The following is a 14,575-nucleotide window of genomic DNA, read 5'->3' as shown; positions in this document are numbered from 1 at the left end:
CCCCGAACCGTCCTCAAGGGTTGCCCGAACCTTTAGGCCGCACATACGCCCGCCCATGGCACACTTCATCGCCATGGAGGAGATACGGCCGCGGCACGGGGTGCTTCGTGCTGCCCTCTTCGCCGCGCTCTGCGTCACACTCTCCTCCACCTCCCATGTGCTGATGTCCCGCGAGCCGCTGCCGCCGGCGGTGGTGGCCGCCGCCTTCGCGGCGGTCTTCGGCGTGGCCTACCTGGTGGCCGGCCGCCGCGAGTGCGGCTTCCGGATGATCGCCGGGCTGATGGTCCCGCTGGAACTCGCCGTGGACACCTGGTTCACCTCCGGTCAGCGCCTGTGCTACGGCCCGTCCGGCGGGCCGGTGACCGGCTCCTGGCGCTCCTTCCACGAGGCGGTGATCTGCCACGGGGCCCCGGCCGGGAGCCACCTTCCCGGTGTCGCCGGGGCGGCGCCCGCCGCGCAGATGCCGTCGACCGCCCTGCCCTGGCTGCTGCTGGCCGCGCACGTCTCGGTCGGCCTGCTGGCCTCCTGGTGGCTGCGGCGCGGTGAGGCGGCCCTGCAGCGGATGCTGCGCGCCGCCTGCGCCGCCGCCTTCCGCCCGATGCTGTTCGCCGCGGCCGCCGTCCGCCGCGCCGCCGCGCTGCCCGGCCGGGTCCGCCCGGCCGCCGCGCCGCCCGCCCCCGGAGCGCTGTCCGCCCGGTCCCTGCTGCACGCCGTCGTACGCCGTGGTCCGCCCGCGCCGGTCTTCCTCTGACCGCACCGAGCACTCCCCCACATCCACGCGTACCCAGGAGAACCCACCATGAGCACCAGGAACAGCAAGGCCAGCAAGGCCGCCGCCCGCGAGCGCCTGCGCCTCCAGCGCGAGAAGGAGGCCAAGCGCGCGAAGGTCCGCCGGCAGGTCTTCGTCGGCGTCGGCATCGTCGTCGTGCTGGCCGTGGCCGGCGGCGTCGCGGTCGCCGTCAACCAGGCGAACAAGCCCGGCTACTGGTCGGCGGCGGCGAAGAAGACGCTGGTGAAGCCGGCCAACACCGACGGCACCGACGGCACCACGCTGACCATCGGCGACAAGAACAACAAGAACACCCTGCACGAGTTCGAGGACATGCGCTGCCCGATCTGCGCCGCCTACGAGCAGGAGGCGGGTGCCGCGGTGCTCCAGGGCGCCAAGGACGGCAAGTACAAGATCCAGTACACCTTCGGCACGTTCCTCGACGCCGGCCAGGGCGGCTCCGGCTCGAAGAAGGCGCTGAGCGCGCTGGGCGCGGCGCTGAACGTCTCGGTGGACGCCTTCGAGCAGTACCACACGCTGCTCTACTCCAAGGCCGTCCACCCGGACGAGAAGAAGGACGAGTTCAACAACGCCGACCACCTGATCGAGCTCGCGCAGAAGATCCCGGCGCTGAAGAACAACGCCAAGTTCTCCGACGCGGTGAAGAACGGCACCTTCGACAAGTGGGCGCTGACGATGAGCAAGTCGTTCGACAGCAGCGGCGTCGACTCGACGCCGACGGTGAAGCTCAACAACAAGGACATCCAGGTCGCGGGGATTCCCTCGGCGCAGGTGATGTCCTCGATCGAGGCCGGGCTCACCAAGTAGCCCGCCGGCGGGGCCTCCTCGGGTGCCGGGCGTCCGAGGAGGCCCGGCACTCCGGCCGCGGGTTACAGGTCCGCGAGGAAGTCCAGCGCGATCGCCCAGGTCCGCTCGGCGGCCTCGGCGTCGTAGTCCGGCAGGTCGGGGTCGGTGTAGAGGTGGCCGGCGCCCCGGTAGCGGTGCACCTCCACATCGGCACCGGCCTTCCGCATCCGCAGGTACCAGGCGTTCAGCCAGTCGTCGGGCTCGAACGGGTCGGGGTCGGCGACGTGCAGCTGCACCGGCATGTCGGTGGACGCGTCGTCGGCGATGTCGGAGGTCCCGTGCAGCAGGAGCAGCCCGCGGGCCCGCTCGTCGCCGAGCGCCAGGTTCTGCGCGACGGAGCCGCCGAGGGAGAACCCGGCGTAGACCAGGCCCTGCTGGGAGTGGGGCGCGGCCGCGGCGACGGCCCGGCGCAGCAGCTCGTCCCGGCCGATCTCGTCCTTGATCCGCATGCCCTCCTCGGCGTCGCCCGCGGTGCGCCCGTCGAACAGGTCGGGGGTGTGTACCTCGTGGCCCGCGGCGCGCAGGCGGTCCGCGGCCGCCAGCACGGCGGGCCGCAGCCCGTACATGGAGTGGAACAGGACGATCGTCACAGGGCTGCCCTCTCTGGCCTCGGGTACGCGACCATCGTGCCAGGTAGTGCGGGCCGCGCCCGCAAGGCGACATGAGGAAGACCGAGGGAGAAGCAGCATGGAAAGCGCTCTGCGGCCGCTGGTCGTCCTGGGGTCGGCGGTCGCGCTGACGCTTGCGGTGGGCTGGGTGGTCGACCGGGCCCTGCGGACGGTGGACGCCCGGCACCCGGAGACGCCGCTGTGGGACCAGCTGCGGCGCTGCCGGCTGCCGCTGCAGGTGGTGCTGTGCGCCGCGGTGCTGCGCGGCGCGTTCCCGACCGCGCACGTCGCCCACGGGCATCCGGGGGCGGTGGGCCAGGGCCTGACGCTGGCGCTGATCGCGGCGTCGGCCTGGCTGGTGGTCCGGGTGGCCGCCGCGGTCATCGACTCCTCGTACGCCCGCTACGCCGCGACGTCCAGGAGCGTGCCGAAGATACGCCGGCTGCGCACCCAGCTGACCCTGATCCAGCGGGTGTTCACCGCGGTCGTCGGGGTCATCGCGGTGGCGTCGATGCTCTTCACGTTCCCGGAGATGCGCACGGTGGGGGCCTCGGTGCTGGCCTCCGCGGGCATCATCGGCATCGTCGCCGGTGTGGCCGCGCAGTCCACGCTGAGCAACCTGTTCGCCGGGCTGCAGATCGCCTTCGGCGACATGGTGCGGATCGGCGACACGGTGGTGGTCGACGGCGAGTGGGGCGAGGTCGAGGAGATCACGCTGACGTTCCTGAGCGTGCGCACCTGGGACGAGCGGCGGATCACCATGCCGGTGTCGTACTTCACCAGCAAGCCGTTCGAGAACTGGTCGCGCGCCGACCCGCGGATGACCGGCACCGTCTTCCTGCACCTGGACCACTCGGCGCCGGTGGACCTGATGCGCAAGCGGCTGCTGGAGATCCTGGAGCAGACCACGGAGTGGGACCGCAGGGCCTGGGGGCTGGTGGTGATCGACACCACGCCGACCACCATCCAGCTGCGCGCGCTGCTCACCGCCAAGGACTCGGGCGACGTGTTCACGCTGCGCTGCATCGTCCGCGAGCAGCTCATCGACTGGGTGCGCTGCGAGCACCCGTACGCGCTGCCGCGGGTCAGCACCGCGCCCGCGCCCGGCATCACGCACGAGGGCGCGAGCCGGGACGCGACGCCGATGCCGGAGTCCCAGGACCTCGGGCCAGGCCCCGGCGCCCGCTGACGCCTCGGCGGGACGGCGCCGCGGGAGGCTCCCGCGGGGCCGCCCGGCAGAGGCGGCCCGGCAGAGGCGGCCCGGCAGAGGGACCGGCAGAGGGACCGGCCAGGCGGTACCGTCAGCCGCGCATCGAGCGCAGGTCCAGCGACCGCAGCACCCGGTCGACGACCTCCGGGTCGCTGCCCGGCTCGCTGCGCGCGGACAGCACCTCGTGGCGGGCGGCGGATAGCATGTCCTCCTGGATGCGGCGCAGTTCCCGCAGGCGCTTGAGCCTGCGGCCGTGGCTCTCCCGGCGCTCGTCGTCCAGGATGTCGGGCGAGATGCGGGCGCCGACCTCGACCGCGCGGTGGTGCAGCATCTCGGCCAGGTCCTCGTCGAGCGTCTCCGCGGCCTCGATCTCCTTCAGCCGGGTCCTGGCCGCCTTCATCGCGCGCAGCGCCAGCTGGCGCTCCAGGTCGTGCTCCAGCTTGGTGTCGGCGCCCACGTCGAGCCGCCTGACCAGCCACGGCAGGGTCAGCCCCTGCACGACGAGGGTGGCGAGCACCACCGCGAAGGCGATGAACAGCAGCTCGGGGCGGGCCGGGAACGGCGTGTGGTGGTCGGTGGTCAGCGGCACGGCCAGCGCCAGGGCGACCGACGCCACCCCGCGCATCCCCGCCCACCACATGATCACCGTCTCCCGCCAGGTCATCGGGATGTCCTCGTCCATGTCCCGGACCTTGTGCAGCCGCTTGGCGAACCAGGCGGCGGGCAGCAGGTAGAGCAGGCGCACGCCGACGACGACCGCGATGATCAGGGCGGCGTGCTGCAGCATCGGCCCCCAGTTGCCCCGGCCGACGCTGAACACCTGGTGCAGTTCGAGGCCGATCAGCCCGAACGCGATACCGGTGACGAGGGTGTCGATGATCTCCCAGAAGGTGTTGCCGGCCAGCCGGGCCGTCACATCGTCGGCCTCGAAGGCGTGTTCGGCCAGATAGAGCGCGGTGGTGAGCACCGCCAGCACCCCCGAGCCGTGGAACCCCTCGGCCAGCGCGTACGACGCGAACGGCACCAGCAGCGACAGCCCGATCTGCAGCGTGGGGTCGCCGACCACGTTCATCAGCTTGTTGGTTCCCCAGCCGAGGACCAGGCCGACGACCACCGCGACCACCGCGGACAGCAGCAGCTCCAGCGCCGCGTGCCCGAGCGAGAACTCGCCGGAGACCGCGGCGGCGACCGCCACATGGTAGAGCACGATGGCGGTGACGTCGTTGAACAGCCCCTCGCCCTCCAGGGTCGAGATCATGCGGCGGGGCAGGCCCAGCGATCCGGCGACCGCGGTCGCGGCCACCGGGTCGGGCGGGGCGACGAGGGCCCCCAGGGTGTACGCGGCGGCCAGCGTGATGCCGGGCACCACCGCGTCGGCGACCGCCGCCACCGCGGCCATGGTGACGAACACCAGCGCCACGGCGAGCAGGAAGATGGCCCGCCGGTTGGCCGCGAACTGCCGCCAGGACGTGCGCTGGGCGGCCGCGTAGAGCAGGGGCGGCAGCAGCAGCGGCAGGATCAGGCCCGGGTTGATCCGGACGTTGGGGACCTGCGGGATCAGCGCCAGCACTCCGCCGCACAGCGTCATCAGCACCGGCGAGGGCAACCCGATCCGGTCGCCGAGCGGCACCATGATGATGGCCAGGAGCATGAGCGAGAAGAAGAGGGTGAGCTGATCCACGCCGTCAGATTGTCATGAATGTCCGCTTCATTGCCCGATGTACGATGCCCGCGTCCTGGAACTCGGGGCCGTATGCGGTATATCCGAGCTTCTCGTAGAACGGGATCGCGTGCACCTGCGCCTCCAGGTACACCCCGTCCAGGCCCAGCCGGCGGGCCTCGTCCTCCAGCGCGCGCACCAGCCGGGCGCCGTGGCCGCCGCCGCGCGCGGTCCGCAGCACGGCGAGCCGGCCGAGGACCGCGAGCCCGGGGTCGCCGCCGTTCTTCCGCGCCGCGTCCTCGCCCAGCAGCAGCCGGCCGGTGCCGACCCCGTCGGCCAGCACGTGCACCGCCCGGGCGTCCTTGCCGTCCCACTCCAGGTCGGGCGGGACGTCCTGCTCGACGACGAAGACCTCGTGGCGGATGGCGTGGACCGCGGCCATGGCGTCCGGGTCGTCCGCGGCGACGACCCGCACCGGGGCCGCCCCGCCGGTCACTGACTGTCCGCCCGGACCGTGTCCAGGGCGTGCTGCAGGTCCGCCGGGTACGCGGACTCGAACTCGACCCACGAGCCGTCCGCGGGGTGCTCGAAGCCGAGCCTCATCGCGTGCAGCCACTGCCGGGTCAGCCCCAGCCGCTTGGCCAGGGTCGGGTCGGCGCCGTAGGTCAGGTCGCCGACGCAGGGGTGGCGGTGGGCCGACATGTGCACCCGGATCTGGTGGGTGCGGCCGGTCTCCAGCTTGATGTCGAGCAGGCTGGCCGAGCGGAACGCCTCGATCAGGTCGTAGTGGGTCACCGAGGGCTTGCCGTCCGCGGTCACCGCCCACTTGTAGTCGTGGGTGGGGTGGCGGCCGATCGGCGCGTCGATGGTGCCGCTCATCGGGTCGGGGTGGCCCTGGACGAGGGCGTGGTAGCGCTTGTCTACCACCCGGTCCCGGAACTGCTGCTTGAGCAGGCTGTAGGCCCGCTCGGACTTGGCCACCACCATCAGGCCGGAGGTGCCGACGTCCAGGCGGTGCACGATGCCCTGGCGCTCGGCGGCGCCCGAGGTGGCGATCCGGTACCCGGCCGCGGCCAGGCCGCCGATCACCGTGGGCCCGGTCCAGCCGGGGCTGGGGTGCGCGGCCACGCCCACCGGCTTGCCGATCACCACGACGTCGTCGTCGTCGTGGACGATCTCCATGCCCTCCACGGGCTCCGCGACGATCTCCACCGGCGCGGCCGGCGCCGGCATCTCGACCTCGAGCCACGCCCCGCCGCGCACCCGCTCGGACTTGCCCGCCGCCGCGCCGTCCAGCGAGACCTTGCCGGCCGCGGCCAGCTCGGCGGCCTTGGTACGGGAGAAACCGAACATGCGGGCGATGGCGGCGTCGACGCGCTCGCCTTCGAGGCCCTCCGGCACGGGCAGGGAACGGACTTCGGGAAGCGTACTCACCTGATCGAGTATGCCGGACGGGACGGGCCGCTCAGTCCTCGTGCCGGGAACCGTCGGGGTCCACCCCGCGGAAGGACAGCAGCACGATCAGCGCGCCGCCGCAGCAGATCGCCGAGTCCGCGAGGTTGAAGATCGCGAAGTGCTCGGGTGCGATGAAGTCCACCACGCGGCCCTGGAAGCCGCCAGGAGCGCGGAACACCCGGTCGGTGAGGTTGCCGAACGCCCCGCCCAGCAGCAGGCCGAGCGCGATCGCCCAGGGCGTGCTGTAGAGCCGGCGGGACAGCCGGACGATCACCGCGATGACGCCGACCGCGATCAGCGTGAACACGATCGTCATGCCCTGGCCCATGCCGAAGGCGGCGCCCGCGTTCCTGGTGGCGTCGAGCTGCAGGTAGTGGCCGAGCAGCCGGATCGGGTCGCGGTGCTCCAGGCTGTGCACCACCCACAGCTTCGAGAGCACGTCGAGCAGGTACGCCAGGGCGGCCACCGCTATCAGCACCGGCACCCGGCGCGTGCGCGAGGCCGCGTCCGGGGCGGGGGCGGCGCCGGACGCCTCGGTCCGCGGCGCCGTGTCCTGGGCCTCCGCGGCCGTGCCCGGAGCCTCGTCCGGGCCGTCCGGTGTGGTGATGGTGCGCTCCGCTTCCGTCACGTGGGGTCCCTCAGCCTTTGTGCTCCGTGCCCGCCAGGCCGAATCCTGACTGATGACGAGGGTACGGCACGGGCACGCCGCAGGTCCCCCCGCTGCGGGCGGGGGGACCTGCGCTCGCGAGCGTCAGCGCCGCTCCTGCCGCTGCTTGTCGTCCAGGCACAGGGTGGCCCGCGGGAACGCCTGCATCCGGGCCTTCCCGATCGGGTTGCCGCACACCTCGCACAGGCCGTACGTGCCCTCGTCGAGGCGCTGGAGCGCGTGCGTGGCCTGGGTGAGGGTCTCCCGCGTGTTGGCCGCGAGGGCCATCTCGTACTCGCGGGTGATGTTCTTGGTGCCGGTGTCGGCGTCGTCGCCCGCGCCGTCCCCGGTGTCCCGCAGCAGGCCGGCGACCGCCGCCTCGGACGAGGCGATCTCGGCCTTCAGCCGCTCGACCTCGCCGAGCAGCTCGGCACGCGCCTCCTCGACCTCCTCGGCCGTCCAGGGGTCCTCGCCTGGGAGGACCGCCAGCGTGCCCGGTTCGGCCGCGGTGCGGGCGGCGGGGACCGGGGACCCTGATGTCGCGGCCGACTGGGCCACGGTCTTCTTCGCTGCCACCTTGCGGGCTCCTGTCTTCTTGGCGGCCGGCGCCTTTCCGGCCGTTTTCCTGCCGGCCGGCGCCTTCCCGCCCGGGCTGGGGGTCGATGAGGTGGGACTGGACTTCCCGGCCGGCGCCTTCGCGGCGGCCGCCTTCTTCGCGGGTGCCTTCTTGGCGGTGGCCTTCTTGGCGGTGGCCTTCTTGGCCGGGGCCTTCTCGGGGGCGGCCTTTGCCCCCTTCATGGCCGGGGCCTTGGCCGCCGCCGTCTTCGCGGGGGCCTTCGCCGCCTTCTTGCCCGTCGCCTTCTTGCCCGTCGCCTTCTTGGCCACCGCCTTCTTGGCCACCGCCTTCTTGGCTGCGGCCTTCTTCGCCGGGGCCTTCTTCGCCGCCGTCTTCCTGGCGGCAGTCTTCTCGGCACCGGACTTCCCGGCCGCCGCCTTCTCGGCTGCGGCCTTCTTCGCCGTGGTCTTCTTCACCGCTGCCTTCTCGGCCGTGGCGTCCTCGCCCGCGCCCCTCCCGGCTGCGGACTGCTTGCCCGCCGCTTTCCTGGCCGCCGCCTTCCTGCCCGTGGCCTCGGCCGGGGCCTTCTTCGCCGCGGTCCTTCCGGACGCCTTCTTCGCCGCCTTCCTGGCCGGGGCCGACGAGGCCGCGCTGGCCGCGGCCGTCCTCTTCGCCGCCGGCTTGTCGGCGGCCTTCCTCACGACCATGGCCGCGACCCCTTCACATCCGTGATCTTGTTCGCGAATCGTGCCGGAAACGGTAAATCGGGCATCGATCCGCGGCAACGGGGCGCGCTGCCCGGCCGACCCGTACCCCCCGGGGGGAGACCGGTCTGCATCCGTTGTGCCCAGCTCACGGCCAGGTATTCCGGCCCGCTGACCGGAATGGCGGCCGGAACGGCGGACCGCCGCCATTCGGGTCAGCGCGGGAGCGGCACGGCAGGCGCAGGGCGGGGGCGCGCTCACGGCGGCCGCCCGCCTCCGGCAGCGGGCGGGGGAAATGCGTGCGGCCGCGGGGCGGCCTGGCCCGTACACTGGGCGCAGCGAAAGGCGTGGATGGGACGAGTAGCGCCGCACGCAGCCATGAGCGACCCGGGGACGGTGGAAGCCCGGGGGTGTGCGCGACGTGAAGATCACCCCGGAGCCGCCGGAGGAACACTGCGGGCGGATGCCGTGCGGTCAGTAGAACCGGCCTCGCGACCCCAATGAGGGGGCGGCGGGACCCGTGAGGGTGCCGTACCGCCAAGGAGGGTGGTACCGCGGGAGCGATCGTCAGCAGCTCTCGTCCCTCCGACGGAAGTCCGCCACGAGCGACGAGTGTCCGCCGGAGGAAGAACCCCTGATGAGCCCGCAGCACGAGCCGTCCCAGCCGCAGTACCGCCAGGTGCCCGCCCAGGTGGACCTGCCCGCCCTCGAACACGAGGTGCTGTCCCTGTGGAGCGAGCGCAAGACCTTCGCGCGCTCGCTGGAGCAGACCGCCGGCCGCCCGGACTGGGTGTTCTACGAGGGGCCGCCGACCGCGAACGGCATGCCCGGCGCGCACCACATCGAAGCCCGCGTCTTCAAGGACGTCTTCCCGCGCTTCAAGACCATGCAGGGCTTCCACGTGACCCGCAAGGCCGGCTGGGACTGCCACGGCCTGCCGGTCGAGCTGGCCGTGGAGAAGGAGCTGGGGTTCACCGGCAAGCAGGACATCGAGGCTTACGGCATCGCGGAGTTCAACGCCAAGTGCCGTGAGTCGGTGACCCGGCACACCGACGCGTTCGCCGAGCTGACGACGCGCATGGGCTACTGGGTCGACCTGGACGACGCCTACCGCACCATGGACCCCGAGTACGTGGAGTCCGTGTGGTGGTCGCTGCGGCAGATCTTCGACAAGGGCCTGCTGGTCCAGGACTACCGCGTCGCGCCCTGGTGCCCGCGGGACCAGACGGGCCTGTCCGACCACGAACTCGCCCAGGGCTACGAGACGATCGTCGACCCGTCGGTGTACGTGCGCTTCCCGCTGACCTCCGGGCCGCTGGCCGGCGAGGCGTCGCTGCTGGTGTGGACGACGACGCCCTGGACGCTGGTGTCCAACACCGCGGTCGCCGTGCACCCCGACGTCACCTACCTGGTGGCCACCGACGGCACCGAACAGCTCGTCGTCGCCGAGCCGTTGGTCGGCAAGGCGCTGGGCGAGGGCTGGGAGCCGACCGGGCGGAGCTTCACCGGGCGCGAGATGGAGCGCTGGTCCTACGAGCGCCCGTTCACCTTCGTCGACATCCCGGACGCGCACTACGTCCTCAACGCCGACTACGTGACAACCGAGGACGGCACCGGACTGGTCCACCAGTCGCCGGCGTTCGGCGAGGACGACCTCAAGACCTGCCGCCAGTACGGGCTTCCGGTCGTCAACCCGGTGCGCCCCGACGGCACGTTCGAGCCGGACGTGGCACTGGTCGGCGGGGTGTTCTTCAAGAAGGCCGACGAGCTGCTGGTGGCCGAACTCCAGACCAGCGGGCGGCTGTTCCGGCACCTGCCGTACGAGCACAGCTACCCGCACTGCTGGCGCTGCCACACCGCGCTGCTCTACTACGCGCAGCCGTCGTGGTACATCCGCACCACCGCGGTCAAGGACGCGCTGCTGCGCGAGAACGAGCGCACCAACTGGTACCCGGAGTCGGTCAAGTACGGCCGGTTCGGCGACTGGCTGAACAACAACGTGGACTGGGCGCTGTCCCGCAACCGCTACTGGGGCACCCCGCTGCCGATCTGGCGCTGCGAGGACGGCCACCTGACCTGCGTGGGCTCGCTCGCCGAACTGAGCACCCTGACCGGCACCGACCAGTCGCGCCTGGACCCGCACCGCCCCTACATCGACGAGGTGGTCTTCGACTGCCCGACCTGCGCGCGGCCGGCGACCCGGGTGCCCGAGGTGATCGACGCCTGGTACGACTCGGGGTCGATGCCGTTCGCGCAGTGGGGCTACCCGTACCGCAACAAGGAGGTCTTCGAGCGCACCTACCCGGCGCAGTTCATCTCCGAGGCCATCGACCAGACCCGCGGCTGGTTCTACACGCTGATGGCGGTCGGCACGCTGGTCTTCGACCGCTCGTCGTACGAGAACGTGGTGTGCCTGGGCCACATCCTGGCCGAGGACGGCCGCAAGATGTCCAAGCACCTGGGCAACATCCTGCAGCCGATCCCGCTCATGGACCAGCACGGCGCCGACGCGGTGCGCTGGTTCATGGCCGCCGGCGGCTCCCCGTGGGCCGCCCGCCGGGTGGGCCACGGCACGATCCAGGAGGTCGTCCGCAAGACGCTCCTCACGTACTGGAACACCGTGGCGTTCCAGGCGCTGTACGCCCGCACCTCCGGCTGGGCGCCGTCCGCGGCGGACCCGGCGGTGGCGGACCGGCCGCTGCTGGACCGCTGGCTGGTCGGCGAGCTCAACGTGCTGGTGCGCGATGTCACAGCGGCACTGGAGGCGTTCGACACCCAGCGGGCAGGGAAGCTGCTCTCCGGTTTCGTCGACGACCTGTCCAACTGGTACGTGCGGCGCTCGCGCCGGCGGTTCTGGCAGGGCGACGCGGCGGCGCTGCGCACCCTGCACGACGTCGTCGAGACGGTGACCCGGCTGATGGCGCCGCTTGTGCCGTTCATCACAGAGCGGGTGTGGCAGGACCTGGTGGTCGCGGTCGTCCCGGACGCCCCGGACTCGGTGCACCTCGCGTCGTGGCCGCAGGTGGCCGAGGAGTGGATCGACCCGGCGCTGTCCGAGCAGATGCAGCTCGTGCGGCGGCTGGTCGAACTGGGCCGGGCGACCCGGGCGGAGTCCGGCGTCAAGACGCGGCAGCCGCTGTCGCGCGCGCTGGTCGCCGCGGCGGGCTTCGAGAACCTGTCCGCGGAGCTGCGCGGGCAGATCGCCGACGAGCTGAACGTCGCGGCGCTCGCCTCGCTCTCCGAGGTGGGCGGCTCGCTGGTGGACACCAGCGCCAAGGCCAACTTCCGTGCCCTGGGCAAGCGGTTCGGCAAGGGCGTGCAGGCGGTCGCGGCGGCGGTCGCCGCGGCGGACGCGGCCCGGCTGTCGGCGGACCTGCGCGAGCACGGCACCGCGACGGTCGTGGTGGACGGGGAGGACGTGGTCCTGGCGCCCGACGAGGTCATCGTGACCGAGACGCCGCGCGAGGGCTGGTCGGTCGCCTCCGACGCCGGCGCGACGGTCGCACTCGACCTGGAGGTCACGCCGGAGCTGCGGCTGGCGGGTCTGGCCCGCGACGTCATCCGGCTCGTCCAGGAGGCCAGGAAGAACTCCGGTCTCGAGGTGACGGATCGCATCCACGTGCGGTACGCGGCCGGCGACGGTGAGTTGTCGACGGCGCTGGCCGAGCACGCCGGGCTGATCTCCGAGGAGGTCCTGGCGGACAGCCTCGCGGCCGGCGACGCCCCCGCCGAGGAGGGCTTCGGCCCCGCCTTCACCGACGCGGCCCTCGGCCTCACCTTCCACCTGCGCAAGTCCGCCTGATCCAGCGCGGGTCCCGCACCCCCTCAGGGGCGCGGGACCCGCGCTGGACGCACAAAAGGGCCGGGCCTCCTGGGGAAGACTCCCCGGAGGCCCGGCCCTTGACGTCGAGCGCGTAAGTAACGGCTAGTTGTCGTCCTCGTCGATGAGGAAGCCGCGCATCGGCGTCGGCGCCTGCTGCATCGGCGACGGACCCTGCGGCCGCACCGGAGCCATCGGCTGCGTCATCGCGGGCGACATCTGCTGCTGGCCGCCGTACGTCGGACCGGGGGTGTGACCGCCCATGCCCTGCGCACCGCCGTAGGACGGCGCCGAACCGTGGCCCATGGCACCGGCCCCGGCAGGAGCCATCCCGCCCATGGAGTTGCCCCCCATGGAGTTGCCGCCCATCGTGCCGTTGCCCATGGAGGGCGCGGCCGGCAGGGACGGCGCGGGCGCGGCGGTCCGCGGCGGGGCGAGCGAGTCGTCCGCCTGGTTCTCCAGCTGGCGCAGCTGCGACTCCAGGTAGGACTTCAGGCGCGTGCGGTACTCCCGCTCGAAGCCGCGCAGGTCCTCGACCTTGCGCTCCAGCGTGGCGCGGGCGGACTCCAGCGAGCCCATCGCGACGCGGTGCTTCTCCTGGGCGTCCCGCTCCAGCGCGTCGGCCTTGGCGCGGGCGTCCCGCTCCAGGCCCTCGGCGCGGCTGCGCGCTTCACCGACGATCTTGTTGGCCTCGGAACGCGCCTCGGCGATCGCCTGGTCGGCGGTCTGCTGCGCGAGCGAGAGCACGCGGGCGGCACTGTCGCCGCCGGGCCCCTGCTGCTGCATGGGGTGCCCGCCCATCGGGCCGGGACCCTGCTGCTGCATGGGGTGACCCTGCTGCATCGGGTGCTGGCCCATCGGGCCGGGACCCTGCTGCTGCATGGGGTGGCCCTGCTGCATCGGGTGCTGCTGGGCACTGGGACCTGCGGGCAGCTGAGGTGCTCCACCGGGCAGCTGGGGCGGACCCATCTGCTGCTGCGGCACCGGCTGCGGTCCGGATATGGCAGCGGGCACCGGCCGGTCCTGGGGTTCCGGCTTGCGCATGCCCTGCTGCTGGTTCTGGGCGGCGGCACGAGTGGCCGCGGCCAGCTTGGCCCGCAGATCCTCGTTCTCGCGGAGCAAGCGTGTCAGCTCCGACTCCACCTCGTCGAGGAAGGCGTCGACCTCATCCTCGTCATAGCCCTCTCGGAGGCGGACGGTCGTGAACTGCTTGTTCCGAACGTCCTCGGGGGTCAGCGGCATCTCTTCACCTCAACGTGATCGTCGACATATCGGGAGCCCACACCGTTCACATCAAGCCCCCGACGACGGAGATCAGGATGTACACGATGATCATCAATACGAAGAAGGACAGGTCGAGCGCCACGCCCCCGAGACGTAGCGGCGGAATGAACCGCCGCAGAAGCTTGAGTGGCGGATCGGTGACAGTGTAGGTGCCTTCCAGGACCACCACCATGGCCTTCCCAGGATGCCACGAACGGGCGAACTGGAAGACCCAATCCATCACCAACCGGAAAATAAGGACGGCAAGGAAGCAGTACAACGCGATGTACAGCACTTGGAGTGCGACACTCATCGCGCTTCCCTCTCCCCTGGTCGTCTGCCGGCCTCTCGGCCGGGTCCTGCGGTTGCGTTCGGCTCAGCTCTGGTTGAAGAACCCGCCCTCGGCGATCCGGGCTTTGTCCTCCGCCGTGACATCGACGTTAGCAGGCGACAGCAGAAACACCTTCTGCGTCACCCGCTCGATGCTCCCGTGAAGACCGAAGACCAGACCGGCGGCGAAGTCGACAAGTCGCTTTGCGTCCGTGTCGTCCATCTCCGTCAAGTTCATGATCACCGGTGTGCCCTCACGGAAGTGTTCCCCGATGGTACGGGCTTCGTTGTACGTCCGGGGGTGAAGTGTCGTGATCCGGTAGGGCTCGCGCTCGGACACGACCTTGGGCATGATCACGGGTGCGTTCTTCTCCAGGGTATGACGTTCGGGTGTGATGGATGCCACTGGGGCGATCCTCGGTTCGCGGGGTGCCGGAGCGTGGACGAGCCGCGGCGGTTCGTCCTGCGGCGGCTGGTGCTGGCTCGGCGGCACGTGCTGACTGTGCGATCGACGGGCAGGCACGCGTTCCGGTTCCGGAACGGTCCGGCTGCTCGGCGGCGCGGGCAGCTCGGGCTCGAACTCGTCGTCGGAGTCGAAGCCCGGTCCGTCGTATCCGTCGTCCTCCACGAGGCCGAGGTAGACCGCCATCTTGCGCATCGCGCCGGCCATGCTCTGCGTCCTCTCAG

Annotated in this window: 14 protein-coding genes; 5 read left to right on the top strand and 9 right to left on the bottom strand. The window is 71.8% G+C overall.

What is annotated here, in order from left to right; genetic code table 11:
• The first annotated feature begins 55 nt into the window (after nucleotides 1-55).
• Together ACH4TG_RS02840 and ACH4TG_RS02835 are read left to right on the top strand one after the other, a co-directional pair.
• Nucleotides 56-751, top strand: a complete 696-nt coding sequence (locus tag ACH4TG_RS02840; protein ID WP_398240075.1) for a hypothetical protein — start codon at nucleotides 56-58, stop codon at nucleotides 749-751.
• A 48-nt stretch (nucleotides 752-799) separates the two neighbouring features.
• Nucleotides 800-1,597: a thioredoxin domain-containing protein gene (locus tag ACH4TG_RS02835; RefSeq protein ID WP_398240073.1), complete on the top strand. Its 798-nt coding sequence runs from the start codon at nucleotides 800-802 to the stop codon at nucleotides 1,595-1,597.
• Between the two features lie 62 nt (nucleotides 1,598-1,659).
• On the opposite strand, the gene ACH4TG_RS02830 is transcribed toward ACH4TG_RS02835, so the two are convergent.
• Entirely contained in the window at nucleotides 1,660-2,226 is a 567-nt protein-coding gene (locus ACH4TG_RS02830) for a dienelactone hydrolase family protein (RefSeq protein WP_398240071.1), read from the bottom strand.
• Nucleotides 2,227-2,323: 97 nt separating this feature from the next.
• Here ACH4TG_RS02830 and ACH4TG_RS02825 point away from each other — a divergent pair, with 97 nt between their 5' ends.
• Nucleotides 2,324-3,433: a mechanosensitive ion channel family protein gene (locus ACH4TG_RS02825; protein ID WP_398240069.1), complete on the top strand. Its 1,110-nt coding sequence runs from the start codon at nucleotides 2,324-2,326 to the stop codon at nucleotides 3,431-3,433.
• A gap of 112 nt (nucleotides 3,434-3,545) precedes the next feature.
• Here ACH4TG_RS02825 and ACH4TG_RS02820 read toward each other — a convergent pair whose 3' ends face one another.
• The 5 genes from ACH4TG_RS02820 to ACH4TG_RS02800 form a co-directional block, all read right to left on the bottom strand.
• Nucleotides 3,546-5,135: a Na+/H+ antiporter gene (locus tag ACH4TG_RS02820; RefSeq protein WP_398240067.1), complete on the bottom strand. Its 1,590-nt coding sequence runs from the start codon at nucleotides 5,133-5,135 to the stop codon at nucleotides 3,546-3,548.
• A 4-nt stretch (nucleotides 5,136-5,139) separates the two neighbouring features.
• Nucleotides 5,140-5,556, bottom strand: coding sequence for a GNAT family N-acetyltransferase (locus tag ACH4TG_RS02815; RefSeq protein ID WP_398240473.1), 417 nt, complete (start codon nucleotides 5,554-5,556; stop codon nucleotides 5,140-5,142).
• A gap of 50 nt (nucleotides 5,557-5,606) precedes the next feature.
• Entirely contained in the window at nucleotides 5,607-6,548 is a 942-nt protein-coding gene (locus ACH4TG_RS02810) for an RluA family pseudouridine synthase (protein WP_398240062.1), read from the bottom strand.
• Between the two features lie 31 nt (nucleotides 6,549-6,579).
• Nucleotides 6,580-7,197, bottom strand: a complete 618-nt coding sequence (lspA, locus tag ACH4TG_RS02805; protein WP_398240059.1) for a signal peptidase II — start codon at nucleotides 7,195-7,197, stop codon at nucleotides 6,580-6,582.
• A 123-nt stretch (nucleotides 7,198-7,320) separates the two neighbouring features.
• On the bottom strand, nucleotides 7,321-8,247 hold the full coding sequence (locus tag ACH4TG_RS02800; protein ID WP_398240057.1) for a TraR/DksA C4-type zinc finger protein: 927 nt from the start codon (nucleotides 8,245-8,247) through the stop codon (nucleotides 7,321-7,323).
• Between the two features lie 55 nt (nucleotides 8,248-8,302).
• Here ACH4TG_RS02800 and ACH4TG_RS02795 point away from each other — a divergent pair, with 55 nt between their 5' ends.
• Entirely contained in the window at nucleotides 8,303-8,503 is a 201-nt protein-coding gene (locus ACH4TG_RS02795) for a hypothetical protein (RefSeq protein ID WP_398240055.1), read from the top strand.
• Between the two features lie 609 nt (nucleotides 8,504-9,112).
• On the top strand, nucleotides 9,113-12,277 hold the full coding sequence (gene ileS, locus ACH4TG_RS02790) for an isoleucine--tRNA ligase (RefSeq protein WP_398240053.1): 3,165 nt from the start codon (nucleotides 9,113-9,115) through the stop codon (nucleotides 12,275-12,277).
• A 123-nt stretch (nucleotides 12,278-12,400) separates the two neighbouring features.
• Here ileS and ACH4TG_RS02785 read toward each other — a convergent pair whose 3' ends face one another.
• The 3 genes from ACH4TG_RS02785 to ACH4TG_RS02775 all read right to left on the bottom strand — a co-directional run bounded on the left by ACH4TG_RS02785 (nucleotide 12,401) and on the right by ACH4TG_RS02775 (nucleotide 14,558).
• Nucleotides 12,401-13,537 (bottom strand): DivIVA domain-containing protein, encoded by a 1,137-nt coding sequence (locus ACH4TG_RS02785; RefSeq protein WP_398240052.1) that lies wholly within the window; start codon nucleotides 13,535-13,537, stop codon nucleotides 12,401-12,403.
• A gap of 46 nt (nucleotides 13,538-13,583) precedes the next feature.
• Nucleotides 13,584-13,871 carry a YggT family protein gene (locus ACH4TG_RS02780; RefSeq protein WP_330793472.1) on the bottom strand — a complete coding sequence of 96 codons (288 nt, stop codon included), beginning with the start codon at nucleotides 13,869-13,871 and terminating at the stop codon, nucleotides 13,584-13,586.
• Nucleotides 13,872-13,934: 63 nt separating this feature from the next.
• Complete coding sequence (locus tag ACH4TG_RS02775) at nucleotides 13,935-14,558, bottom strand: cell division protein SepF (RefSeq protein ID WP_398240049.1); 624 nt, start codon at nucleotides 14,556-14,558, stop codon at nucleotides 13,935-13,937.
• Nucleotides 14,559-14,575: the final 17 nt, after the last annotated feature.

Origin of the sequence: Streptomyces sp. NPDC020917, from assembly GCF_044333795.1 — a bacterium.
Classification (GTDB): Bacteria; Actinomycetota; Actinomycetes; order Streptomycetales; family Streptomycetaceae; genus Actinacidiphila.
This window is presented reverse-complemented; position numbering and strand designations above follow the sequence as displayed.

Coding starts and splice junctions, on each gene's coding strand:
- ACH4TG_RS02840 (WP_398240075.1), top strand. CDS start 56: ATGGCACACTTCATCGCCATGGAGGAGATACGGCCGCGGCACGGGGTG.
- ACH4TG_RS02835 (WP_398240073.1), top strand. CDS start 800: ATGAGCACCAGGAACAGCAAGGCCAGCAAGGCCGCCGCCCGCGAGCGC.
- ACH4TG_RS02825 (WP_398240069.1), top strand. CDS start 2,324: ATGGAAAGCGCTCTGCGGCCGCTGGTCGTCCTGGGGTCGGCGGTCGCG.
- ACH4TG_RS02815 (WP_398240473.1), bottom strand. CDS start 5,556: ATGGCCGCGGTCCACGCCATCCGCCACGAGGTCTTCGTCGTCGAGCAG.
- ileS (WP_398240053.1), top strand. CDS start 9,113: ATGAGCCCGCAGCACGAGCCGTCCCAGCCGCAGTACCGCCAGGTGCCC.
- ACH4TG_RS02785 (WP_398240052.1), bottom strand. CDS start 13,537: ATGCCGCTGACCCCCGAGGACGTTCGGAACAAGCAGTTCACGACCGTC.
- ACH4TG_RS02780 (WP_330793472.1), bottom strand. CDS start 13,871: ATGAGTGTCGCACTCCAAGTGCTGTACATCGCGTTGTACTGCTTCCTT.
- ACH4TG_RS02775 (WP_398240049.1), bottom strand. CDS start 14,558: ATGGCCGGCGCGATGCGCAAGATGGCGGTCTACCTCGGCCTCGTGGAG.